Origin of the sequence: Halalkalibacter krulwichiae, from assembly GCF_002109385.1 — a bacterium.
Taxonomy (GTDB): domain Bacteria; phylum Bacillota; class Bacilli; order Bacillales; family Bacillaceae_D; genus Halalkalibacter; species Halalkalibacter krulwichiae.
Map to the genome: position 1 here is coordinate 2714263 of NZ_CP020814.1, position 23997 is coordinate 2738259.

The window sequence follows — 23997 nt, forward strand, 5'->3', positions numbered from 1 at the left end:
CTCACTAGTCGTGAATTTTTGTGACCTTAGTAATATTCGCTAATGCTTCAAGCTCCTTTATTAGGGGTTGATCGACATTTTGATCGACTTCAATCACCATCAAAGCCTCTTGCCCTTTTTCCTTCCTAGACACTTCCATATGACCAATATTAACCTCATGTTTCGCTAAGACATTCGAGACACCAGCAATTACCCCGTACCGATCATTATGAACGACTAATATAGCTGGATGATTTCCAGAAAGGCGAAGTTGGAAACCATTTAATTCAGTTATTTCAATTTTCCCGCCGCCAACCGATATTCCAACTAATTCAATACGATCTTCTCCTTTTCGGAGAACTACTTTGGCTGTATTAGGATGATCGGTTATTGCCTCTTCCTCATGGAAATCAATCCCCAATCCGTTTTGTTTAGCAATTTCAAGAGAATTGGTTATACGCTTATCAGATGTATCAAAATCTAAGATTCCTCCTACAATCGCTACATCCGTCCCATGCCCTTTATAAGTTTTAGCAAACGATCCATAAAAATATATATCGGCATAATCTGGTTGCTGACCAAATAATGTTCGCGCAACACGTCCTATTCTTGCTGCACCAGCAGTGTGTGAACTAGATGGACCAATCATTACTGGTCCAATGATATCGAAAACGGTACGGTATTTCATTCAAAATCGCCACCATTCTAGTTTTTTATATCATGTTTACAATAAAAAGAGGGTCACACAGGCACCATCCGCACTAGTTATGACAATATAGGTAAGAAAAAGCCACACTTTCACTTTTTACCTAACACACTAGGGGTCTGACAATAAACCTGAGTCACCCTTACACGAGCAATTTATTAAGCTTTGGTCATGGCTATACTAACCGTACCCGGCCCTACATGCGCACCAATGACTGCACCAATAGATGTAACAACATCACTTTTTACGTTAAATTCATCCTTGATTCTCTGAATCATTTCCACAGCAAGAGTTTCATTTATAGCATGAGAAATCCCTACATGTACCGCCTCTGAACCATATTGTTCTTTAAGAAGCTCAATAATTCGATTTAAGGCCTTTTTTTGCCCTCTTTGTTTTTCATACGGAAAAACTTCACCTTCTTTTGTTAAAGACAAAATCGGCTTAATTTTAAGCATCGACCCAAACACAGCGGAGGCTTTACCTATCCGTCCATTTTTTTGTAGATAGTCTAGAGTATCTACCATAAATAATACGGTTGTTTCCTCAAGCAATTCATTCAACCTCGTTAAACATTCTGTAAGAGACTTACCTTCCTTAGCTAACTTAGCAATTTCAACAACGATAATGCCAATTGCGTAAGAAGCTCTTTTAGAATCGATTACATGAACGGCCTCTTCGTTATCCATTGATTGTTTTGCAATCAATGCAGCTTGATAGGTACCACTCAATTTCGAAGATAAATGAATAGAAATAATCTCAGTAGATTCATCATCAATAAGCGAACGATACACTTGCTCAAACTGATAAGGCGTTGGTTGAGACGTTGAAGGAATTATTTTCTTTTCTTCAACCTTTTTATAAAATTGATCAGACAACAAAGTTTTCCCATCTTCATAAACCTCGTCATCAGAAAAGATAACATTTAGAGGAACGACTGTTATTCCCAATTGGTCTATTAAAGAAGTTGGAATGTCCGCTGTGCTATCTGTCACAATTTTAATTTTCGACATGCTAACAACCTCCTCGTTTCGTTTACTCAACTGAGATAATGTATGAGTAAAGTGGTTGATTGCCCAATTGCACGTCCACTTCTACCTCGGGATATTCTCGTTCTAAAAATGCAACAAGCTTATCTGTTTGTTCATCTTTTGCATCTTCACCTTGAATAAGCGTTACAATTTCACTTTCATCTTCTAGCATGTTAGTAAGTAAGGACTCAGTTACAGCCATTATATTAGAACCAGAGCTAACAATTTTCTTTTCTGAAATCCCCATGAAATCGTCTTTTTTAATATCTATACCATCAATATTTGTATCACGAACAGCGTAAGTAACTTGACCTGACTTAACAGTAGTTAATGCATCACTCATCATACCTGCATTGACATCAAGTCCTTGTGTTGGATTAAAAGAAAGTAATGCTGCTAAGCCTTGTGGTACCGTTTTTGATGGAACAACAACAGCCTTTTCTCCAACTACTTGAGCAGCTTGCTCAGCTGCCATAATGATATTCCCATTGTTAGGAAGAATGATTACTTTTTCAGCATTCACTTCTTCAATTGCATTGACAATATCCTCTGTACTAGGGTTCATTGTTTGTCCACCTTCAATGACAACACCTGCTCCTAAGCCTTTAAAAAGCTCAGCAACTCCATCTCCCATTGCAACTGTCACAATCCCAAACTCACTTTTTTCTTTTGTGACTTTTGCCTCAGTCCCAGTATTACCATAGGCTTCTTTCGTTTCATCTAGAAGGTGAGTATGCTGTTCACGCATATTTTCAATCTTAATATTGATTAACTCACCATAACGTTGTGCCTTCGTCAATACTTCACCTGGCTGTTCAGCATGAATATGTACTTTAATTAGATCTTCATCAGAAACTACTAATAGCGAGTCTCCTAGCTGACTCAACTCTTCTCTAAAGTTCATTTCATCATATGGATTCTTTTTTACTTTTTCTGATTCAATACGAACCATGACTTCGGTACAAAAACCAAATTCAATATCCTCAGTCGCCATATGACTTTGAGCATTGTGATGTTCTACCTTCACAAGCTGATCCATCGTCACTTCTTCATTTTCATTTACCTCTGGTAATTTTTCTCCCTTTAACACAGCGAGGAAACCTTCGTAAATGTATAACAAACCTTGACCGCCTGAATCAACCACTCCAACCTCTTTCAATACAGGGAGCAAATCTGGAGTACGCTTTAACGAAGCTCTTGCTTCCTTTACAGTTTCTTCCATGATATATACAACATCATCATGCTTTTTCGCTATTTTTAACGCGTGCTTTGCTGAATCTTTCGCCACCGTAAGGATTGTGCCTTCCACAGGCTTCATTACTGCTTTGTAAGCAGTTTCAACACCTTGATCAAATGCCAAAGCAAGGTCTTCCGCTGAGATGCTATCTTTGTTCTCTACATGTTTCGAGAAACCTCTAAACAATTGTGATAGAATAACGCCAGAATTTCCTCTTGCTCCCATCAGTAAGCCTTTCGCAAAAGCTCCAGCTACTTTACCTGCATGATCTTGAATGTTAACCTTTACTTCTTTGACACCTGAAGTAATCGATAAGTTCATATTCGTTCCTGTGTCACCATCCGGTACAGGAAAGACATTTAACGCATCGACTGTCTTAACATGTCTTGATAAGTTTTCAGCTCCCTCAATAAACATGTAAGCGAGCTTCTTACCTTCAATCTGCTTTGCCACAAATACTTCCTCCTAACCAAGCGCTTACGGGTTCGAGACGCGGACACCTTGAACGAAGATGTTCACTGAATCAACATCAAGCCCTAACATTTGTTCTAGTTGATATTTCACTTTTGTTTGTACATTGTAAGCCACTTCTGAAATTTTCGTACCGTAACTAACGATTATGTACATATCAATATGAATTTGCTCTTCATCTTCTCGAATGACGACGCCACGACGGAAATTTTCTTTTCCAAGCAAATCTGTTAGGCCATCTTTTAGTTGCTTTTGTGATGCCATGCCTACGATTCCGTAACAATCAATTGCCGCACCACCTGCAATCGTCGCAACAACATCTTTGGAAACATCTACAGTACCTAATTGGGTTTTCATTTCGATTGACATATCTCATTCCTCCTCTGAAGACAAAACTTGATTCATTAAGCTCATTTTACTATACTATACTAAATTTTAAAAGCGGATTCGAATTTACATACTTTTATAATAACTGTCAAGCAAGAATACTTGATAAAGTTTCTACGAAGCTATTGCATTATACCATACGCTATGCTAATATATTCAAGTATGATTCAAGGTCTGTATTGGGAATAAGGAGGTGCATATCATGGCACGTAAATGCTATATTACAGGAAAAACAGCTCGTAGCGGAAACAAGCGCTCTCACGCTCTTAATAAAACGAAGCGCCGTTGGGGTGCTAACGTTCAAAAGGTACGTATTTTAGTTGATGGGAAACCTAAACGTGTATACGTTTCTACTCGCGCACTTAAATCTGGTAAAGTAGAACGCGTTTAATCGTATTTTACAAATTACCCTTTAGTTAAGAAAGGTCATACTCTCTTAATTAACAAAAAAGCACCGATAATCGGTGCTTTTTTGCTTACCCTTTTTTGAATGAGTTCAATACCGCCTTGACAAACCCACCTAAAAATTTAGGTAGCTTGATCGTGTAGAATTTCATAGCTCCTCCTCCTCAAGCGTGAATAGCCAACGGGGATAATGTTAAAGAAACTTAACTCACGACCATAGGACGTGAAGCGAAGTCGCCCTATCCTTCAAGCCATTGCTCAGACAAGAATCATGATTAGGATAAAATAATTGCCCTTTTAAACTAATATATCGAGAAGCTAAAAACTATTCCTCTTTTTTGTTCATCCTATCATAACAGCTGAGCAATTATTCTTGTCTCTATAAATATGCATATGCCCCATACATCAATATATGTCTATTAATAAAGAATGTGTGTTTTAACCATAAAAACGACTAGTACACTTTTCTTGGCGAGAATACAATTTACGTCAATATATGTAAAAAGGTCTACAGAAAAGCGTTTCCTTTTTCTGTAGACCTCTTATTCTAACCTCTAATAGCAGCAATTGCTTCAGCTCGGTCATTCTTTCCATAAATGGCTGAACCAGCTACTAAAACATTTGCTCCAGCTTCGATACATTGCTTAGCTGTTTCGTTATTTACTCCTCCATCAACTTCTATCTCAACAGATAGTCCACGTTCTTTTACAAGTGTAGCAACCTGTTTTATTTTAGGGAGAACAGACTTGATAAAACGTTGTCCGCCAAACCCTGGATTCACTGTCATTAATAGAACTAAATCCACATCATCAATGATCGGTTCAAGCACTTCCACAGGTGTTGCAGGATTTAAAACAACTCCTGCTTTAACACCTTCGTCTTTAATAAGATGGATCGTTCGATGAAGATGACGGCATGCCTCAACATGGACAGAGATAATATCTGCACCTGCTTTTGCAAATTGAGGTATATATGTATCTGGGTTCTCGATCATTAAATGAACGTCTAATGGTAATGTTGTGATAGGACGAATTGCTTCAACAACTAATGGACCAATTGTAATATTGGGAACAAAGTGACCGTCCATTACGTCTACATGAATATAATCAGCTCCACCTAATTCAACATCTTTAATATCTTCACCAAGTTTTGAGAAATCAGCAGAAAGAATGGAAGGGGCAATCTTAATCATTAGTCATACCTCCGTTTTTGATTTTTAATCTCATCTAAAAATTGTAAATAATGCTTCATTCTTGTTTCACTTATTTGACCATCTTCTAGCGCCGCTTTTACCGCACATTTAGGTTCGGAAGTATGAGTACACCCTCTAAATTTACAGTCTGCCGAAAGGCTTGCCATTTCAGGAAAACAATGACTTAGATCTTCTGCTTCTAAATCAATAAAATCAAGAGAGCTGAAGCCAGGGGTATCAGCTACAAGTCCAGCACCAATTTTTATTAACTCAACATGCCTTGTCGTATGCTTTCCACGCCCTAAATGCGATGAAATTTCATTTGTTTCTATATTTAGATCTGGTTTCAAACTGTTAAGCAAGGAAGATTTCCCTACACCAGATTGCCCTGCGACAACCGAAATCTTCCCTTCTAAATAAGGAATCACATCTTCTATCCCTTCGCTACTTAAAGTTGAAGTTAGAATAACATTATAGCCTATTTGCTCATATTTGATTTTAAATTGTTCAATTGTCTCTAACTTCTCCTGATCTAACAAGTCGACTTTACTAATAATAATCAATGGCTCTATGTCATTTGCTTCAATATGAACTAGAAATCGATCTAAAAGCAACGGACTAAAGTCCGGTTCTAATGCAGAGAAAACAAGCATCGCTTGATCCACATTCGCAATAGGCGGTCGGATTAGCTCATTCTTACGTTCAAAGACGTCAAGAATGTAACCATCTGTCTTATTTTCAGCTTCAAATTCCACCTCGTCACCAACTAAAGGTTTAATTTGTCTTTTACGAAAATTCCCTCTACCGCGACATTGATATAGCTCGCCTTCTGAGTGGACATAGTAAAAACCACTTAAAGCTTTTACAATCATACCTGTTGCCATGCATAACCTCCCGTTTAATCTGAGACAGCAAGCGTAAGTTGCCTTGCTGTCATTTCATCGTTAGAATGTGTATGGATTCGATTCTCTAACTAACTCATTGTTGACAAAAACTTTATACTTAGCGCTTTGTGAAGGACTAACGAGCAGCTCAAATGAATACTCTTTTGTTTGTGTAATTGTTTCTTCCATAAATACTTGTTCTTTTCCCTCTGTTGAGGCATCACTATACACGATACGAATATCAAATTCTCTTCCTGCTTCACGATCCTGTTCAGATACACCAACTGGCAAATTAATTTGTATGACTCGAGTTCGTTCTTCCTCTGGCTCTGGATCAGGGGTTGGTTCTGGTTCTTGACGTGGCTCCGGTCCTTTTGATAGGACAATTGTGACATTATCCCCTCTATCTAACATTGACGACGGAGCTGGTGATTGTCGGATGACACGGCCTGCCTCTACTCGACTTGAGTATTCCGTTTCAAATCGTCCTGTTAAACCCACATCATTTAAATAAGTCCGAACATTGGTCTCCTGTTCATTTTCAAGATTCCTTAGCTGTATCTGAGCAGCTACGCTATATGTTAGGTAAATTGTTGTTTCTTCTGCAATAACGCGCGTACCCTCACTAGGCTCTTGTTGTAATACGGTTCCAGGGTCAGAATCAGATTCCCTCTCTGAAGTACTTATATCAAAGTTTAAATTTCTTAACAACCTTTCAGCTTCAGTTACCGGCATTCCAACATAATTATCAAGCTCAACCTCATCTCTTCCTTCACTAACGAACAATTTCACAACAGAGTTTTCTTTTACTGTTGTCTCAGGAACTGGATTTTGCCGCACAACATGATTGGCAGGGATCGTATCATCATCTACATCTTCACGTTCAACTCGTAATCCATCCCCTTCTAAAATAGCCTGAGCCTCTTCAAAAGGTAGTTCACGAACATCCTGAACCACGACCTCATCCACTCTAAATACACTAGGAAGTAAAGCAAATGCAGCTACAATTGCACCAACTAAGATAAGTAATACCAACGTTATAATAACGGGCCATTTCTTCTTCTTTCCTTTTTTGTTTGGCTCTTTATTTTTCTTTTTCTCACTTGCTTCATCAGGAATCGAAGGTACAGAAACAGGTGAAACAGCATGCTTTTTCACTGGATTCATTTCAACCGTTTTGTCTAGATCCACGTCTTCGGCTTTATGATTACGAATAATCGGAATTGCCTTCGTCGCTTCCTCATCCTCAGTTAAAGAAAAGGGGGCTTCATTTATTCGATCAGGGCTTAAAGCTGTTGCCACATCCTCTTCCATTTCCTGGACATTAACATAACGTTTTGTTGGATCTTTAACAGTGGCTTTACATATTATGTTTTCAATACTTTGCGGCAACGAAGGGATACGTTCTTTTGCAGATGGCACGTCACTTTGCAAATGCTTAATCGCAATAGAGACAGCTGTATCTCCTGAAAAAGGGAGTTCCCCTGTGACCATTTCATAAAAGACAATCCCTAAAGAATAAATATCGGATTTATATGTCACATGACCGCCACGAGCTTGTTCAGGTGACAAATAATGAACGGATCCCATAACCGAATTTGTATGAGTAATCGTAGCAGCTGAGATTGCACGCGCAATCCCAAAGTCAGTAATTTTAACTATTCCCTCATGACTTATTAATATATTATGGGGCTTTATATCTCGATGGATAATATGATTGGCATGAGAATGCTCAAGTGCTCCTAACATTTGCTGCATATAATCAATGCAGTCATCAACAGGGAGAGGACCATTAGATTGGATTAGTTCTTTTAATGTCTGTCCTTCAACATACTCCATTACTATGTAATACGTATTTCCCTCTTCACCTACATCGTAAATACTAACAATATTCGGATGAGCTAAACTTGTGGCAGCTTGTGCTTCTCTTCTAAACCTTTTTATAAACTGTTCATCATCAGAAAATTGAGGCTGCAAAACCTTAACAGCAACATGACGGTCTAAAATGACATCGAGCGCTTTAAAAACATTTGCCATTCCTCCGCCACCAATGGTTTCAAGGATCTGATAACGCCCACTTATTCTTTGTCCAATCATCTAACTAATCCTCCGTACTGGACAATTGCTACTGAAATGTTATCTTCACCGCCGCGCTCGTTCGCAAGGTTAATCAATTGCTCTGCTTTTCCACTTATGGAAAGATCTTTTTGTAAATAGGATTTCAAGTCCTCAGCTGACAATTTATTAGTTAGTCCATCAGAACATAATAAAATCAACTGATTTTCTTCTACTTGCAATGTTTTCACATCAACTTTGATGTCTTTTTCTGTCCCAAGTGCCCGTAAAAGCACATTTCTTCTAGGATGGTGCTCTGCTTCCTCTTCAGAAATTTGTCCATTTCGAACTAGTTCTTGGACGAGGGAATGATCGTTTGTTTTTAAATGAAAACCAAATTCATTGAATACATAAGCACGACTATCACCAATATGTCCAATTGTAATAAACTCCTCTGTACAAAGTGCTATTACTAATGTCGTACCCATGCCATAGCATTCTTCATGTTGCTTCGCATGCGAATATAATTTGTCATTAAGCTTCTTAAAATGGTCTTTCATCCATTCCTCAGCCTCTACAACAGAACTTATTTCGAGCTTATCCTCCCAAAGTTGGCGAAAATAATCCGTTGTCATCGTGCTTGCTACATCTCCAGCCCGATGTCCCCCCATACCATCAGCGACAACCGCTAACACACCTAGTTCATTCTTAAATATCCCACCACTATCCTCATTGTGAGATCGTACTTTTCCTACATCTGTTTGAAAGATAAATTCCATGTATACTTATCACCTCGTCTCTTCTTTCCGCTCCTTTGCACGAAGCTGTCCGCACGCTGCATCAATATCATGACCTTGCTCTCGTCGAATCGTTACATTCACATTACGCTTTTTAAGAACTTTTTCAAATGCGAAGATTTGATTTTTAGGCGTACGTACATAATCACGTTCAAGTACGTAATTGACCGGAATCAAATTCACATGGCATTTTACTCCTTTAATGAGATCAGCTAATTGTTCAGCATGTTCCTCTTGATCATTAACCCCACCAAATAGACCATATTCAAATGTTACACGTCTTCCAGTTGTTTCAATATAATAACGAATCGAATCCATTAGTTTTGGTAATGGCCAAGCCCGGTTGACCGGCATCAACTTACTTCTTATTTCTGTCGTTGGTGCATGAAGCGAAATAGCAAAATTGATTTGTAACTTTTCATCTGCGAACTTGTAGATTTTTGGTACAACCCCACTAGTTGATACGGTAATGTGTCTAGCACCAATATTTAAACCTTTTTCATGATTAATCGTTTTTAAGAAAGGAACAAGCTCGTCATAATTATCAAAAGGCTCACCGATTCCCATTACAACGACTGAACTTACCCGTTCTTCAACTTCATCCATTGCTCTTTGGGATTCTAATACTTGAGCAACGATTTCACCAGCTTCTAAATTCCGTTTCAATCCCCCTAAAGTCGAGGCACAAAATGTACACCCTAAACGACATCCTACCTGAGTTGTCACACACACACTGTTTCCATAATCGTGACGCATTACAACCGTTTCAATCGAATACCCATCATGTAATTCAAACAAAAACTTGACTGTACCATCAGACGATTCTTGTCTAGTGACAATTTTTAAATTTGTTAAGATAAACGAATTCGACAACTTTTCTCTTAATTCCTTCGAGAGATTCGACATCTCTTCAAAATCAGTCACTCGCTTTTTATACAACCAATCAAAAATTTGCCCTGCTCTAAACTTCGGCTCATTTTGTTCCATCAACCAATCTTGAAGCTCTTCAAATTGAAGTGAATAAATTGAAGGAAGTCGATCTGTATTAGGTCGTTTACTTGTTGTTTTTAATTGTTCCATCGTTCGCACATCCTTTTAGTTCCGTTAATTTTTTATAAGACTAGCAATAAAGAACCCATCTGTGTGAAAGTCCTGAGGCAAAATCGTAATCATGCCATCTTTATAATGCTTAGAGCTTTTCGCTTTTTCTGGAAGTCTTTCAATCAAGGTCTTGTCCAACTGAAAATCAGGATGCCTGTCTAAAAAGGATTGTACTACCTTCTCATTCTCATCTTTATCCACCGTACATGTACTATAAACTAGTGTTCCACCAGTCTTTAAAAGCGGTGCAACCTCATTTAAAATTGAACTTTGAATTTCTTTAATAGCCTCGACATCTTTTAATTGTTTCGACCATTTTATATCTGGCTTTCTTCTTATTACACCAAATCCACTACAAGGAGCATCTATTAATACACGATCGAATTGTTTGCCATTCATATGCATCTTTAATTTCCGAGCATCGGTGGCCTCTGCTTTTATACTAGTTAAACCAAGACGATTTGCCTGCTCACGGATCAACTTCACTTTATGTTCATGTAAATCAAATGAGAAAACCTCTCCACGATCGTTCATTTGCTCGGCAATATGTGTGGATTTCCCACCTGGTGCTGCACAAGTATCCAGAACTTCCATACCTTCTTTTACTCCTAACGCTCTCCCTACAAGCATGGAACTCTCATCTTGAGCCGTTACGATCCCTTCCAAATAAGCAGACGTTTGAAAAACATTTCCTTTTTCAATAATAAGCGCATCCTCTGAAAGCTCTCCAAATCGAGCTTGTACCCCTTCTACTTGTAATCTTTCTAAGGCTTGTTCGACTGTTGATTTGACTTGATTAACACGAACGGTTACATGTGGAGGAATTAAGCTTGACTCACACATTTCTTTAGTAATTTCCGTACCATATTGTTCAACCCAACGCTGAACAAGCCAAATAGGAAAGCTTGTCTCGATTGCGATTTGTTCAATACTGCTTTGGCCTTTATCAATCGTTGGCACCCCTTGACGAATTAATGATCGTAAAACGCCATTTACCATTCCACTAATCCCTTTATGACCTCTCTTCTTAGCAATCGTAACAGCTTCATGAACGATCGCCCTTTCAGGAATCCGATCCAAATAGACTAATTGATAAACCGATAAACGTAATAATACTCTTACCCAATCATTTAATGAATGAACACCTTTTTTCACAAAATAGTTCAAATAATAATCGAGTGTATCTCTACGTTGAATCGTTCCGTAAACAATCTCAGTAAGCAAACCAACATCTCTTGGATCTAAATTAGCCCGTTTCACCGTTTGATTTAAAAGAAGATTGCTATAAGCTTGATGTTTCTCAATTTGTAATAATACTTCCAGTGCTACTTCTCTAACCGGCTTACTCATTTGTATCTCCTAATTGAACTCCAACTGTTAATTGAGACCCTGCCCCTCTAATAAAAGAATCTGCTGTCATTTTCTTTTTCCCTGAAGGCTGAAGTTCAGTAATTTTTATCGCAGTGTCACTTCCCGTTGCTACAACGAAGCCATCAGCGTCAATACGTTCAATGACTCCTGGCTTTTGTTCTTGTGTCGACTTAACTTTTTCGCCCCACCATACTTTTAATGGTTTGCCTTCTAACAATGTATAAGCAACTGGCCATGGATGGAGACCACGAATTTGATTATAAAGGCTTTCTCCAGAACGGGTCCAATCTAGCAACTCCATTTCTCTCGAAATATTCCGCGCAAAAGTTACCTTTGCTTCATCTTGTGGTTGAGGCTGTATAGCTCCGCTTATTAAGCCAGGAATCGTTTCGATTAATAACTTAGCTCCAGAGCTACTTAATTTGTCATGCATTGTTCCAACATGATCATTCTCATCAATCGGAACTCGAACTTGTGAAAGCATATCGCCAGCATCCAATTTTTCAACCATATACATAATGGTAACCCCTGCTTCTTTTTGACCATCAATAATTGCTTGATGGATTGGTGCTCCTCCTCGATATTCAGGCAGTAAGGATGCATGTACATTGATACAGCCATACTTTGGAGCATCAAGCAATTCTTTCGGTAAAATTTGTCCAAAAGCCGCTGTTATAATCAGATCCGGATCATAGGCTAAAACTTTTTCAATCTCCATTGGCTCTTTTATCTTCTCAGGCTGCAATACAGCAATCTTGTGTTTTTCTGCTTCAACCTTAACCGGCGGTGGCGTTAAAACACGCTTTCTGCCAACTGGTCGATCTGGTTGCGTCACAACTGCAACGATATCATAGCCCTCACTTATTAAGTTACTCAATACAGGAACAGAAAAATCAGGAGTTCCCATAAAAACAATTTTCATGTTATTGCCCACCTTCCACATACTAATTAAACGATTTTCTATGTATTTTCTATATTTTTTATAAACAACTGTTAACGAGTTTCTAAAAAGGTTAAACCCTTCTTAGAAACTCTATATAAATATATATGGATGCATGTCAATTGAAACTTGGAGTTGTCCTTGATTCATTTCTCGAATATAGTGTTGCTGGATTTCTCTTAACGTTTCTCTAAGTCCTGACTCGTTTCTGTATTTTATCATGCATTGATATCGATATCTATCTTTAATCCTTGTGAGTGGTGAAGCTACTGGACCTAGAACAACCGTATCACTAGCCAGTTGCCTTTTTAAAAAAGTTGTGATCTTTTCTGAAACATTTATAACGTGGGTTAGTTCAACATGGGATATATTTATTAAAACCATGAAGACATAAGGCGGGTATAAACCCATTTTTCGTTGGCTCATTTCCATTTTAAAGAACTGATCATAATCATGAGTCCTGACGAGTTCTATGCTGTAATGGTTTGGTGTATAGGACTGAATGATTACTTCACCAGCTAAATCATGCCTTCCTGCCCTGCCACTTACTTGCTCCATTAATTGGAATGTTCGTTCAGCTGAACGAAAATCTGGTATATGAAGCATAGAATCGGCCGCCAATACGCCGACTAAGGTAATCTTCGGGAAATCAAGACCTTTTGCGATCATCTGTGTCCCTAATAAAATATCTGCTTCTCCTTTTCCAAAAGCAGTTAGTAACTTTTCGTGTGCCCCTTTACGCCTAGTTGTATCAATATCCATTCTTATTACTTTTGCTTCTGGCAATACACGTGTCAATTCTTCTTCTACCTTCTGTGTACCAGAGCCAAAAAAACGAATGTGGTCACTTCCACATGATTCGCAAGTGTTGGGCATTTTCTCTTCATGTCCACAATAGTGACATTTTAACGAGTGGTTTGTGCGATGATAGGTTAGTGAAATATCACAATGATCACACGTTGCTACATATCCGCAGTCTCGACACATTACGAAAGTAGAATACCCTCTCCTGTTTAAAAAGAGGACAGATTGTTCTCCTTTGGCAATACGTTCTCTTAACTTTTCTAACAACACTTGTGAAAACATAGAGCGATTACCTTGACGTAATTCCTCGCGCATATCAATTACGTTTACAGCAGGCATAGGTCGGTTATTAACCCGCTCTGTTAATGGCAAGAGATTGTATACACCTTTTATAGCTCGTGCATACGACTCAAGAGATGGAGTTGCACTACCTAGAATAACAGGGCATTTGTAATACTGACCACGCTTAATTGCGACATCTCGAGCATGATATCTCGGGTGTTCCTCTTGCTTATAACTGGTTTCATGTTCCTCATCGATAATAATAATCCCTATATTTGTGAACGGAGCAAAAATTGCCGAACGTGCTCCTACCACTACTTGTACTTCTTTTCGTAAAATTTTTCGCCACTCATCATATTTCTCACCCATAGATAACCCTGAATGAAGAACAGCTACTTTCGATCCAAATCTGCCTTTAAAACGCTGTACCATTTGTGGTGTAAGAGATATTTCTGGGACAAGAACGATAGCCTCTTTCCCAGCTCTAAGCGATTTATCAATTGACTGTAAATACACTTCTGTCTTTCCACTTCCAGTAACACCATGCAACAAGAAAGTTTGATGCGCTTCACCTTCCAATGATTCCCAAATAGGAGTAATGACTTCAGTCTGTTTGGCTGTTAGGCTTCGAGGCTCCGTCCTCTCATAATTGGTACCTGCTAAAGGATCACGATAAACTTCCAGTTCAATCTCTTGTACGTATCCTTTTTTTATTAGTGTTGTTAAAACATGTCTTGTAGTATTTGTTGCATCTAGTAAAGCTTGAACACTTATCGGTTCCTTGTGTTGAGCAACATATGATAAAACTTCCTTTTGTTTAACTGCTCTTGATGGTATGTCTTCTATTTCTAAATGAGTAGAAGCAAGTTTAATATATCGTTCGGTTTTCTTCTTCCCTTTTTCTTCAACCTGATAGGTGATTTCAAGAAAACCGTCTTTAACAAATTGATGGATGACCTTTAATAAGCGATTATTTTTCGAAACTTGTTCCCACGGTATTTTATTCTCTTTTTCAAAGAGCGGTAGAATCTCTTTTGAAATTTTTTGCCGTTCTGTTTTTAAGTGAACTTCCTTTTTCACTTTCGTCCTAAGTGCTGCTGGAATCATTAATTGATAAGCTGATAACCTAAATGAAAGTGTTTGTTCAGATAACCATTCTCCTAATTGAATGAGTTCATCTGTTAATATTGGAACAACATCCATCACTTCAATTATTGGCTTTGTCTTTTCAAATGTTGATTCACTTACAATGTCAACGACAAAACCCTGAATTTTTCTAGGACCAAAGGGAACGATTACTCTAATCCCGACTTGTACAATCTCGATCCATTCTTCCGGAATCTCATAATCATATAAACGATCCGTTTGGGAACTTGGTACATCAACAATTACTTTAGCAATCATTTCTTGTTTTGCCTCTCAATGTAAGAAGCAATATCTTGAATAATACAATTAGCTGCATCTGCCTTGGAAAGTAAAGGATACTCTTTCTTTTGTTCATCCTTTGTCATGATCGTAATAATATTCGTATCACCTTTAAATCCCGCACCACTTGCTAAAATATTATTTGCTACAATCAAATCTAAGTTCTTTGATTGTAGTTTCTTCTTAGCATATTCTTCTACATTCTCTGATTCAGCCGCAAAACCAACAAGTATCTGAGATTCCTTATTTTCACCCATTGTTTTTAAGATATCAGTCGTTCTCTCCATTTCAATGGCCCATTCCCCCGGCTGTTTTTTCCTTTTTTGCGAGAATGTTTCTCTAGGACGGTAATCAGCGACAGCAGCTGCCTTTATCACAATGTCTGCATGACTAAAATGGTTCATTGCTTGTTCAAACATTTCTTGAGCAGATACAACATCTACAATGTTGATCCCCTCAGGAGGTTCGATTGCTGTAGGGCCAGAAATTAGAGTGACAGTAGCTCCTTGTTGCTTAGCAGCCTCTGCTATTGCATAGCCCATTTTCCCAGAAGAATGATTTGTAAAGTAACGGACTGGGTCAATTTTTTCTTGAGTTGGGCCAGCTGTTATGACAACTTGTTTTCCAGCCAAAATCCCCTTAGTTAGAGCAAAGTGGCTATTAAGTAGTTGCAAGAGATCTTCTGGTTCAGCCATTCTACCTTTCCCCGTCCATCCACAAGCTAAATAACCTTCCGTACCATCGACAACAATGAAACCATCCTCTTTTAAAGTTTTGATATTGCGCAAAACAGCAGGATGGTTAAGCATATTGACATTCATAGCTGGCGCTAAGTAAATAGGAGCCTTCGTTGCAAGTAACGTTGTTGTTAACATATCGTCTGCTAATCCATTAGCTAGTTTTGCAATGACATTTGCTGTTGCAGGTGCTACAAGTATTACATCCGCCCAATCAGCCACATCAATATGAGCAATTTTGGTTGGATCAGGTTCAACAAATGTATTATCATAGACCGGTTGACGAGAAAGTGCTTGAAAGGTCAATGGTGTAACAAATTCTTTTGCTGAATTCGTCATAATCACTTTTACATTGGCTTCTGCTTGAACAAGCTTACTCGTTAACGCCGCAGCTTTAAAAGCTGCAATACCTCCACATACTGCTAGTACAACATTTTTCCCTTTTAACATACTCCACCTACTCCCCATTCTATTAAAATATACGTTAATAAAAAGAAAAAGGCTGACTCAAAACATCAAATCTTTTGCTTGAAAAGCGTTCGATTTGAGCTTTAAATATGAGTCAGCCTCTTCGCTCTTATTCCTCATCATCTAATGGATTAATACGTTTAAAGTGCAAGTGATCGTCAATGATTTCTTCGAGGGCAACCCCAACTGGTTTATGTGAGACTGGACGGTTTACCATTGGCCCACGAGACATGTCCTCTTTAATTTCACGTGCTCGTTTCGCTGAAACGGTCACAAGTGTGTATTTTGAATCTAATTTCGTTAAAAGTGAATCAATAGAAGGATATAGCATTAGTCAACCTCCGCAAGTTCTTTGTATTTTTCAATTAGACGTTCACGTTTGCAATGTTCTGCAGTTACAATCGATTTAATACGTTCAACTGCTAGATGAACTTGATCATTTTCAACTACATAATCATACTTCTTCATCATTTCAATCTCTTCTTTTGCAACCGTCATCCGTTTATCAATAATGTCTTCTGTCTCCGTACCACGCCCAACAATTCGGCTACGTAGTTCTGCAAGACTTGGTGGCATTAAAAAGATAAAAACGCCTTCTGGGAATCGTTCTCTAACTTTTAGTGCACCTTGAACTTCAATTTCAAGTATAATGTCTTGACCACTCTCAATTGTTTCTCTTACATATTCAATTGGTGTACCATAATAATTACCTACATATTCTGCCCACTCTAATAATTGATCTTGCTCAATCATTTTCTCAAATTCTTCTCTAGTTTTAAAGAAATAATTAACACCATCTTTTTCTCCCTCACGTGGAAGACGTGTCGTTGCAGAGACAGAGTATTGTACGGATGTATTTTCTTGACGTAATGCCCCGCACACTGTTCCTTTTCCGACACCAGCTGGTCCTGATAGTACAAGTAAAAGACCTTTCTCTTTCTTCATGAAAACCTCCTACACGCATGCATTCAAATATGTAACAAAATTGACTAGTCTTCTCCACCGTCATCTTTGCTAGTTAATCTTTGTGCCACCGTTTCAGGCTGTACGGCACTAAGTATGACATGATCGCTGTCTGCAATGATTACAGCACGTGTTCTTCTTCCGTATGTAGCATCAATGAGCATGTTACGATCACGAGCATCTTGAATAATTCGTTTAATTGGTGCTGACTCTGGACTTACAATGGAAATAATTCGATTAGCTGAGACAATATTTCCAAACCCAATGTTTATTAACTTTATGTTCATACCATTTACCCCCACTTTAGGAGAGCAGCATCCACTCTCAACATTGTTATCCAAACTAATCTAACTATATACGAAACTCCGTTCGATTTCTAGCTTCTATTCAACATTTTGTACCTGTTCCTTCAATTTTTCTAATACACCCTTCATCTCAACAACATATTGCCTCATGGATGTATCCGCTCCTTTTGAACCAATTGTATTTACTTCACGGTTCATTTCTTGAATTAAAAAATCAAGTCGTCTACCAATTGGTTCATGCTTTTCTAAGTAATACCGATATTGGTTAATATGTGCTTGCAATCGAACGAGTTCTTCACTAACATCCACTTTCTCCGCGAAAATAGCAAGCTCAGTCAATAATCTTCCCTCATCTGCTTCCAAACCTTCATCCAAAAAGGAACGGATACGTGTTTCAATCTTTTCACGATAACGATCTACTAAAGTAGGAGCCAGTTCTCTAATTTCCTCACAATATCCTTGCAAAGAATGAAGCCAATCTTCCATATCTTTTTTCAGATAACCGCCTTCTGTTTCCCTCATCGAATTAAAAGACTGTAAAGCACTTTCTACTCCTGCAAGTACTCCTTGCTCATCAATTTCTATGTTCTCACTAACTTCCTCAACAGATGCAATGCTTTGATCTGCAAGTAAGGTTGCTAGATCAATTTTTATAGAATCCCCAAATTTCACTTTCAATAGCTGTATAGCTTCTACATATTGATCTAATAATTGTTCATCTAATCGAAGGGTTCGTTTCTTATCAAAATTCTCTTCTAGATGAATCGTTAAGTCAATTTTCCCGCGTGAGACTTGTTCTTTCATTGCTTTACGCAATCGATCTTCCATTGTTTGCAAAACCTTCGGAAGCTTCAAGTGGCATTCTAGAAAACGATGATTGACCGCTTTCACTTCAATCGTCATTTCCATATAGTGCCCTTTTACACTTGATGTTCCATATCCTGTCATACTTTTCATTTTTATCACATCCAAACACTATTTTACCGAAAATAGCGAACATCAACAAGTAAAACGCCGATTTTATTATATTAATATAAAAATAAAACTCTTTTTCAGCAGTGGTATACCTATTAAAAAGCTGACTCCTTTTCCCTTATTAAAAGGGAACAAATCACGGAGTCAGCCTTATTTTTATTTTCTTTTCAGCAATTGAAAACCACCTAGTACGACTGTTGGAATGGAAGCCATCGCTAAGACTAATAACCATTCACGGCCATTCAGGGCTACAGTATGAAAAACTGTTTGTAATGGTGGGTAATAGATAACAGCGATCATCAAAAGAGTAGAAAGTGCAACTGCCCCTACTAAATACTTATTCTCAAAAGGATTACGGTGATAGACAGAATATTCGCTTCGGCAATCAAACACATGTATAAGCTGTGCCATAACAAGCGTTACAAATGCTACGGTTTGTGCTCTTGTTAAATCATCTGGATTGGCTTGCAACGTAAACCAGAAAGCAATTAACGTCACAACCCCAATCATAAAACCACGACTGAGAATTTTCCACGTTAATCCACGAGCAAATACCCCTTCATTCGGACTTCTTGGTGCCCGCTTCATTACATCTCCCTCAGCCTGGTCCATCCCAAGTGCCATAGCAGGCAAGCCATCAGTTACAAGATTAATCCAAAGAATTTGAATGGCCACTAGAGGAAGAGGCATTCCAAGGATCATTGCAAAAAGCATAACCAAAATCTCACCGACATTTGAAGCCATCATATAGCGAATGAATTTTCGAATGTTCTCATAAATGTTTCGGCCCTCTTTAATCGCAGCTTTAATTGTTGAGAAGTTATCATCACTTAAAACAAGAGAAGAGGCTTCTTTTGCAACATCCGTTCCCGTAATTCCCATCGCAATCCCGATGTTAGCTGCCTTAATGGCTGGAGCGTCATTTACACCGTCACCGGTCATTGCAACAATGTGTCCTCTAGCTTGAAGCGCCTTTACAATTTTTAATTTATGTTCAGGCGAAACACGTGCATAAACATCAACATCATCAACCACTTCTTCCAATTCTGCTACACTTAACCGCGATAGGGCAGCTCCATCTAATACTTTCCCTTTTTGAGATAGAATACCTAATTGACTAGCAATAGCTGATGCTGTAATTTTGTGATCTCCCGTAATCATAACGGTTTTAATACCAGCTTGCCGGCATTCTTCAATTGAATCTTTTACTTCAGGTCTAGGAGGATCAATCATCCCTTGAAGGCCAATTAAAGTTAATCCACGTTCTGCTTCAAAAGCTTGTTTACACGACTCTTTATTCCCAAGCGGGCGATACGCAATCGCTATCGTTCTTAGCGCATTACCTGCTAAATGATCAATAACAGATTCAACTTCTGTTCGCCTTCTTGATGTAAGTGCCTCTTCATTGCTTCCATATACAATCTTTTGACACTGACCTAGCACAACATCTGGTGCTCCCTTTGTAATGACAAATGAGCGACCTTTTTTGTCTTGCACAATAACAGACATCATTTTTCTTGCAGAGTCAAAAGGAAATTCGAGTATTCTCTTATAATGTTGTTCCAACCCTTCTTCGGAATAACCTGCTTTCATAGCGGCAACGACTAATGCACCTTCGGTAGGATCCCCGTCCATAACATATTCTTTCACTTGTTTTCTCAACATACCTTGTTTGGTTGTTTTTTCTAACAAACTAGCGTTATTACAGAGCCAACCAAAACTTAGTAGCTGTTGAAGTGTTCTCTCCTTCGCAGGATTTGCCTTTTTCCCACTCTTAAGGAAATCTCCTTTTGGCTCATAGCCATTTCCGGTAATAGTCCAATATTCACCGCTACTCCAAGCATGTGTAACAGTCATCTTATTTTGAGTTAATGTGCCAGTTTTATCTGAACATATAACTGATGCACATCCGAGTGTTTCAACAGCAGGTAATTTCCGAACAATCGCCTTACGTTTGATCATTCGTTGTACACCTAGAGCAAGCGCAACTGTTACAATAGCTGGTAACCCTTCAGGAATAGCAGCAACTGCCAGTGAGACCCCAGATAAAACCATTGTATACACATCTCGACCTTGAAGCACTCCAATGATGACAACAAGTGCGGTTAATATTAATGCAACTGCAATTAAAATTTTTCCTAATTGCTCTAGACGGCGTTGAAGCGGTGTAATAAGAGTTGTAGTCGTTTGGAGTAAATGAGCAATCTTCCCCATCTCGGTTTTCATACCAGTTGCAATCACAACACCAATGGCACTTCCTTGTGTAACAAGAGTACCCATAAAAGCCATATTTGATTGGTCACCTATTTCAACATCCAACCCATTTAATGACTGATGGTGCTTTTGAACAGGGACAGACTCACCTGTTAATGAAGACTCCTCAATTCGAAGGCCATTTGATGTTAAAAGACGGATGTCTGCTCCGATCCGGTCACCACTCTGAATTTTTACAATATCACCAGGAACTACGTTAGCAGATAATACCTTTTTCCACACTCCCCTCGTAACACTTGCATTTGAGGGGCCGAAAGTTCTTTAAGTGCATCAAGCGACTTCTCTGCTTTCCTTTCCTGTACAAACCCTAGAAATCCATTCAATAAGACAATGATCATTATCGTGATCGCATCGATGTATTCCCCTAACATCCCGGAAATAAAAGTAGCTGCCAATAGAACTAGGACCATAAAATCTTTAAACTGCCCAAGAAATACAAATAACGCAGAAGGACGTTTTCCCTCATCCAACTTATTAGGTCCATACTTGTTCAAACGCTTGTCTGCTTCTTTTTCTGTTAATCCTTGTTCTATACTTGTTCCGACTGATGAGGTTACCTCATTCTCCTCCAACTTGTACCAATTCATCTCGTCACACCCCGCAAATGTTCATACTTTACTAAAGAGAGCTTTTCCTTTTCCTTTATACAAGCCATCATATTCAGTGACACGTTAAAACATGCTATACTCTAGAAAGCAATTCTTTGCAATGAGTAGGGGAACCTCTCTTACTTCATACATAACGCAGATCGTCAAGAAAGGATGAACAGCCATGTCATTTGACGGATTTATGACAAGGGCGATGACATATGAATTAACAACGATGTTAACGTCAGGACGTATTTCAAAAATTTATCAGCCATATAAAACTGAGTTGATTTTTACAATTCGAGCCAAAGGGAAGAACCATCAACTATTATTATCAGCAAATGCAAATTTTGCACGAATTCATGTAACGAAGGAAAAATATGATAATCCCTCTACGCCTCCAATGTTTTGCATGCTATTAAGAAAACATTTAGAAGGCAGTTTAATTGAACGTATTGAACAATTAGGTATGGAAAGAATCATCATCTTTCATATCAAAAATAAAGATGAACTTGGTGACGAAACATACAAGCTCCTCTATGTAGAAATAATGGGAAGGCATAGTAACATTACGTTAGTTGATAAAGAGACAGGTACAATTATTGATAGCATTAAGCACATAAGTTATGCCCAAAGTAGTTATCGTACCGTTCTCCCTGGACATACGTACAAACTTCCTCCTGAGCAACATAAAACGGATCCTTTTGAACTTGATGCCGATGGGTTATTAAGAAAAATAGATTTTAATGCTGGAAAAATTGATCGTCAATTAGTTGAACAAATAGCGGGGCTTTCACCTCAGTTGGCGAAAGAAATTTTATATCGTGCTGGGACAATGGTCAATCGATCAACGCTTCCAAAAGCTTATTTCGATGTTATTAATCCATTAGAAAAACATGAATACGAGCCCGAATTGATCACAAATGAAAAAGAATCTTTTTCTATCATTCATTTAAAACATTTAGAAGGTGAACATAAAACATTCACTACCATAAGTGAGTTACTAGATCGCTTCTACTTCGGGAAAGCAGAACGAGATCGCGTAAAGCAACAAGCCCACGATTTAGAACGTTTCTTGCGTAACGAATGGCAGAAAAATAAAAAGAAAATAAAAAAGTTGGAAAGAACCCTTACACAAGCTGAGCAAGCAAAAGATTATCAAAAACTCGGGGAACTTTTAACAGCCAATTTACACCTCGCTAAGCGCGGAGATAAAGCAATTGAAGTCATTGATTATTACGACGAACAAGGTCGTACAATTAACATTGATCTTGATCCACAAAAGACTCCTTCTGAAAATGCTCAAGCCTATTTCAAACGATACACAAAGGCAAAAAACTCTGTTGCGATCGTTGAAGAACAAATTTATAAAGCGAACGAAGAAATAGATTACTTTGATCAGTTAATACAACAAATGGAAAGTGCAGCCCCTAAAGATATCGAAGAAATACGTGAAGAATTAATGGAAGAAGGTTATATTAGAAGACGTCAAAAACAACAAAAGAAAAAGAAAGATGTTAAGCCACAAATTGAGCAATACCGGTCTTCTACAGGAATTGACTTTTTTGTCGGTAAAAATAATAAACAAAATGAATATGTAACAAATAAATTTGCTAGACAAGATGAAATTTGGTTACATACGAAAGATATTCCTGGCTCCCATGTTGTGATTCGTAGTACAGAACCAGATGAACAAACCCTGCTTGAAGCCGCAGCCGTCGCAGCCTTTTTTAGCAAGGCCAAACAATCAAGTTCTGTTCCCGTTGATTACACAAAAATCCGCCATGTAAAAAAGCCGAATGGTGCAAAACCGGGTTTTGTTATATATGAGCAACAAACAACGATCTTTGTTACACCGGATGAAGATCTCGTTCGTTCATTAAAACTAAAATAAAAAGGCAGTCTGTCTCTTAAAGTTCCCTATCAAAAGGGATCCTTTAATTGACAGCCTGCTTTTTACTTTTCAGCCAATGTTATCGTTGCTAAACCTTCTAACACAGGTGTATGTACTATTTTACTCGTTTTCAACTGTTCTAAAATAGCTGTTAGTTCTTCGTTATAATACCGATGTCTTATAGTCGATACATTGGACCATTTGAGTAAAGCTTCTCGTTCAAATCCATTGATTTGATGATTATTGGCATATTGAAGAGCTGATTTGGGACTCATATTTGGAGATGGGTTTAACATCACGACCTTTCCACCTTTTTTCAAAACACGCAGCATTTCCATAATGCCTTTTTCCGGTTGTGGGAGAAGAAACATTACGCAAGTTGATAGTGCAATATCTGTCCTTTCATTTTCTAAAGGAAGGTGATAAGCATCACCAACTTGAAATTGATAGTTGGCTTTCGACTTGTATTGAGAAAATAGCGAGTGACACTTTTTGATCATCGCTTCCGATAAATCAATCCCATGAAGGAATTCAGCCTCGTTGATTCCCCTTTCAAGTAAGCGACCTGTACCACATCCGACATCTAGAATCGTTTTATTATTCCAGCACCCAGATAAGTCCTTTAATTGATTATGAACAGCAGATAACCACTTAGTTTGTGCCATTGCATCAAAAAACTCAACAAGATTATCAAATTCTGTACCAGACATTTTCTTCATCGAAAGCC

At 38.3% G+C, this 23997-nt stretch carries 21 protein-coding genes and 1 pseudogene; 2 read left to right on the top strand and 20 right to left on the bottom strand.

Annotation, left to right across the window (positions count from 1 at the left end; translation table 11 throughout):
• Window positions 1-4: 4 nt before the first annotated feature.
• The 4 genes from sdaAB to BkAM31D_RS13715 all read right to left on the bottom strand — a co-directional run bounded on the left by sdaAB (window position 5) and on the right by BkAM31D_RS13715 (window position 3793).
• Window positions 5-667, bottom strand: a complete 663-nt coding sequence (gene sdaAB / locus BkAM31D_RS13700; RefSeq protein WP_066150328.1) for an L-serine ammonia-lyase, iron-sulfur-dependent subunit beta — start codon at window positions 665-667, stop codon at window positions 5-7.
• A 176-nt stretch (window positions 668-843) separates the two neighbouring features.
• Window positions 844-1698 (bottom strand): DegV family protein, encoded by an 855-nt coding sequence (locus BkAM31D_RS13705; protein ID WP_066150331.1) that lies wholly within the window; start codon window positions 1696-1698, stop codon window positions 844-846.
• Window positions 1699-1720: 22 nt separating this feature from the next.
• Window positions 1721-3370 carry a DAK2 domain-containing protein gene (locus BkAM31D_RS13710; RefSeq protein ID WP_066151109.1) on the bottom strand — a complete coding sequence of 550 codons (1650 nt, stop codon included), beginning with the start codon at window positions 3368-3370 and terminating at the stop codon, window positions 1721-1723.
• Window positions 3371-3430: 60 nt separating this feature from the next.
• The gene (locus tag BkAM31D_RS13715) at window positions 3431-3793 is read right to left on the bottom strand and encodes an Asp23/Gls24 family envelope stress response protein (protein WP_066150333.1); all 363 of its coding nucleotides are present in this window, start codon (window positions 3791-3793) and stop codon (window positions 3431-3433) included.
• A gap of 220 nt (window positions 3794-4013) precedes the next feature.
• Between BkAM31D_RS13715 and rpmB the strand changes: the two genes are divergently transcribed.
• On the top strand, window positions 4014-4202 hold the full coding sequence (gene rpmB / locus BkAM31D_RS13720) for a 50S ribosomal protein L28 (RefSeq protein WP_066150336.1): 189 nt from the start codon (window positions 4014-4016) through the stop codon (window positions 4200-4202).
• Window positions 4203-4287: 85 nt separating this feature from the next.
• Here rpmB and spoVM read toward each other — a convergent pair whose 3' ends face one another.
• The 15 genes and pseudogenes from spoVM to BkAM31D_RS13795 all read right to left on the bottom strand — a co-directional run bounded on the left by spoVM (window position 4288) and on the right by BkAM31D_RS13795 (window position 21376).
• Entirely contained in the window at window positions 4288-4368 is an 81-nt protein-coding gene (gene spoVM, locus BkAM31D_RS13725; RefSeq protein ID WP_035662556.1) for a stage V sporulation protein SpoVM, read from the bottom strand.
• Window positions 4369-4763: 395 nt separating this feature from the next.
• On the bottom strand, window positions 4764-5408 hold the full coding sequence (gene rpe, locus BkAM31D_RS13730) for a ribulose-phosphate 3-epimerase (protein ID WP_066150338.1): 645 nt from the start codon (window positions 5406-5408) through the stop codon (window positions 4764-4766).
• Window positions 5408-6292, bottom strand: a complete 885-nt coding sequence (gene rsgA, locus BkAM31D_RS13735; RefSeq protein WP_066150341.1) for a ribosome small subunit-dependent GTPase A — start codon at window positions 6290-6292, stop codon at window positions 5408-5410. Before rsgA ends, rpe begins: the two co-directional genes overlap by 1 nt.
• Window positions 6293-6352: 60 nt before the next feature.
• Complete coding sequence (pknB, locus tag BkAM31D_RS13740; RefSeq protein WP_066150344.1) at window positions 6353-8389, bottom strand: Stk1 family PASTA domain-containing Ser/Thr kinase; 2037 nt, start codon at window positions 8387-8389, stop codon at window positions 6353-6355.
• Window positions 8386-9126, bottom strand: coding sequence for a Stp1/IreP family PP2C-type Ser/Thr phosphatase (locus tag BkAM31D_RS13745; protein WP_066150347.1), 741 nt, complete (start codon window positions 9124-9126; stop codon window positions 8386-8388). The genes pknB and BkAM31D_RS13745 overlap by 4 nt, the downstream gene beginning before the upstream one ends.
• Before the next feature lie 9 nt (window positions 9127-9135).
• Window positions 9136-10224: a dual-specificity RNA methyltransferase RlmN gene (gene rlmN, locus BkAM31D_RS13750; RefSeq protein ID WP_066150350.1), complete on the bottom strand. Its 1089-nt coding sequence runs from the start codon at window positions 10222-10224 to the stop codon at window positions 9136-9138.
• A gap of 24 nt (window positions 10225-10248) precedes the next feature.
• Window positions 10249-11595, bottom strand: coding sequence for a 16S rRNA (cytosine(967)-C(5))-methyltransferase RsmB (rsmB, locus tag BkAM31D_RS13755; protein ID WP_066150353.1), 1347 nt, complete (start codon window positions 11593-11595; stop codon window positions 10249-10251).
• A complete protein-coding gene (fmt, locus tag BkAM31D_RS13760; protein WP_066150356.1) occupies window positions 11588-12538 on the bottom strand; it encodes a methionyl-tRNA formyltransferase in 951 nt (316 codons plus the stop codon). The genes rsmB and fmt overlap by 8 nt, the downstream gene beginning before the upstream one ends.
• A gap of 111 nt (window positions 12539-12649) precedes the next feature.
• Complete coding sequence (gene priA, locus BkAM31D_RS13765) at window positions 12650-15046, bottom strand: primosomal protein N' (RefSeq protein ID WP_066150359.1); 2397 nt, start codon at window positions 15044-15046, stop codon at window positions 12650-12652.
• Entirely contained in the window at window positions 15043-16254 is a 1212-nt protein-coding gene (gene coaBC, locus BkAM31D_RS13770; protein ID WP_066150363.1) for a bifunctional phosphopantothenoylcysteine decarboxylase/phosphopantothenate--cysteine ligase CoaBC, read from the bottom strand. The genes priA and coaBC overlap by 4 nt, the downstream gene beginning before the upstream one ends.
• Window positions 16255-16381: 127 nt before the next feature.
• Window positions 16382-16603: a DNA-directed RNA polymerase subunit omega gene (rpoZ, locus tag BkAM31D_RS13775; RefSeq protein WP_066150366.1), complete on the bottom strand. Its 222-nt coding sequence runs from the start codon at window positions 16601-16603 to the stop codon at window positions 16382-16384.
• The gene (gene gmk, locus BkAM31D_RS13780) at window positions 16603-17217 is read right to left on the bottom strand and encodes a guanylate kinase (protein WP_066150369.1); all 615 of its coding nucleotides are present in this window, start codon (window positions 17215-17217) and stop codon (window positions 16603-16605) included. The genes rpoZ and gmk overlap by 1 nt, the downstream gene beginning before the upstream one ends.
• Window positions 17218-17261: 44 nt before the next feature.
• Entirely contained in the window at window positions 17262-17522 is a 261-nt protein-coding gene (remA, locus tag BkAM31D_RS13785) for an extracellular matrix/biofilm regulator RemA (RefSeq protein WP_066150371.1), read from the bottom strand.
• A 96-nt stretch (window positions 17523-17618) separates the two neighbouring features.
• Window positions 17619-18497: a YicC/YloC family endoribonuclease gene (locus tag BkAM31D_RS13790; protein WP_066150374.1), complete on the bottom strand. Its 879-nt coding sequence runs from the start codon at window positions 18495-18497 to the stop codon at window positions 17619-17621.
• A 174-nt stretch (window positions 18498-18671) separates the two neighbouring features.
• Window positions 18672-21376: pseudogene (locus BkAM31D_RS13795) on the bottom strand (calcium-translocating P-type ATPase, SERCA-type).
• Window positions 21377-21560: 184 nt separating this feature from the next.
• On the opposite strand from BkAM31D_RS13795, the gene BkAM31D_RS13800 reads away from it, so the two are divergent.
• Window positions 21561-23270, top strand: coding sequence for an Rqc2 family fibronectin-binding protein (locus tag BkAM31D_RS13800; RefSeq protein ID WP_066150381.1), 1710 nt, complete (start codon window positions 21561-21563; stop codon window positions 23268-23270).
• 62 nt (window positions 23271-23332) lie between these two features.
• Here the strand turns inward: BkAM31D_RS13800 and BkAM31D_RS13805 are convergent, their stop codons facing one another.
• The gene (locus tag BkAM31D_RS13805; protein ID WP_066150384.1) at window positions 23333-23989 is read right to left on the bottom strand and encodes a class I SAM-dependent methyltransferase; all 657 of its coding nucleotides are present in this window, start codon (window positions 23987-23989) and stop codon (window positions 23333-23335) included.
• Window positions 23990-23997 lie beyond the last annotated feature (8 nt).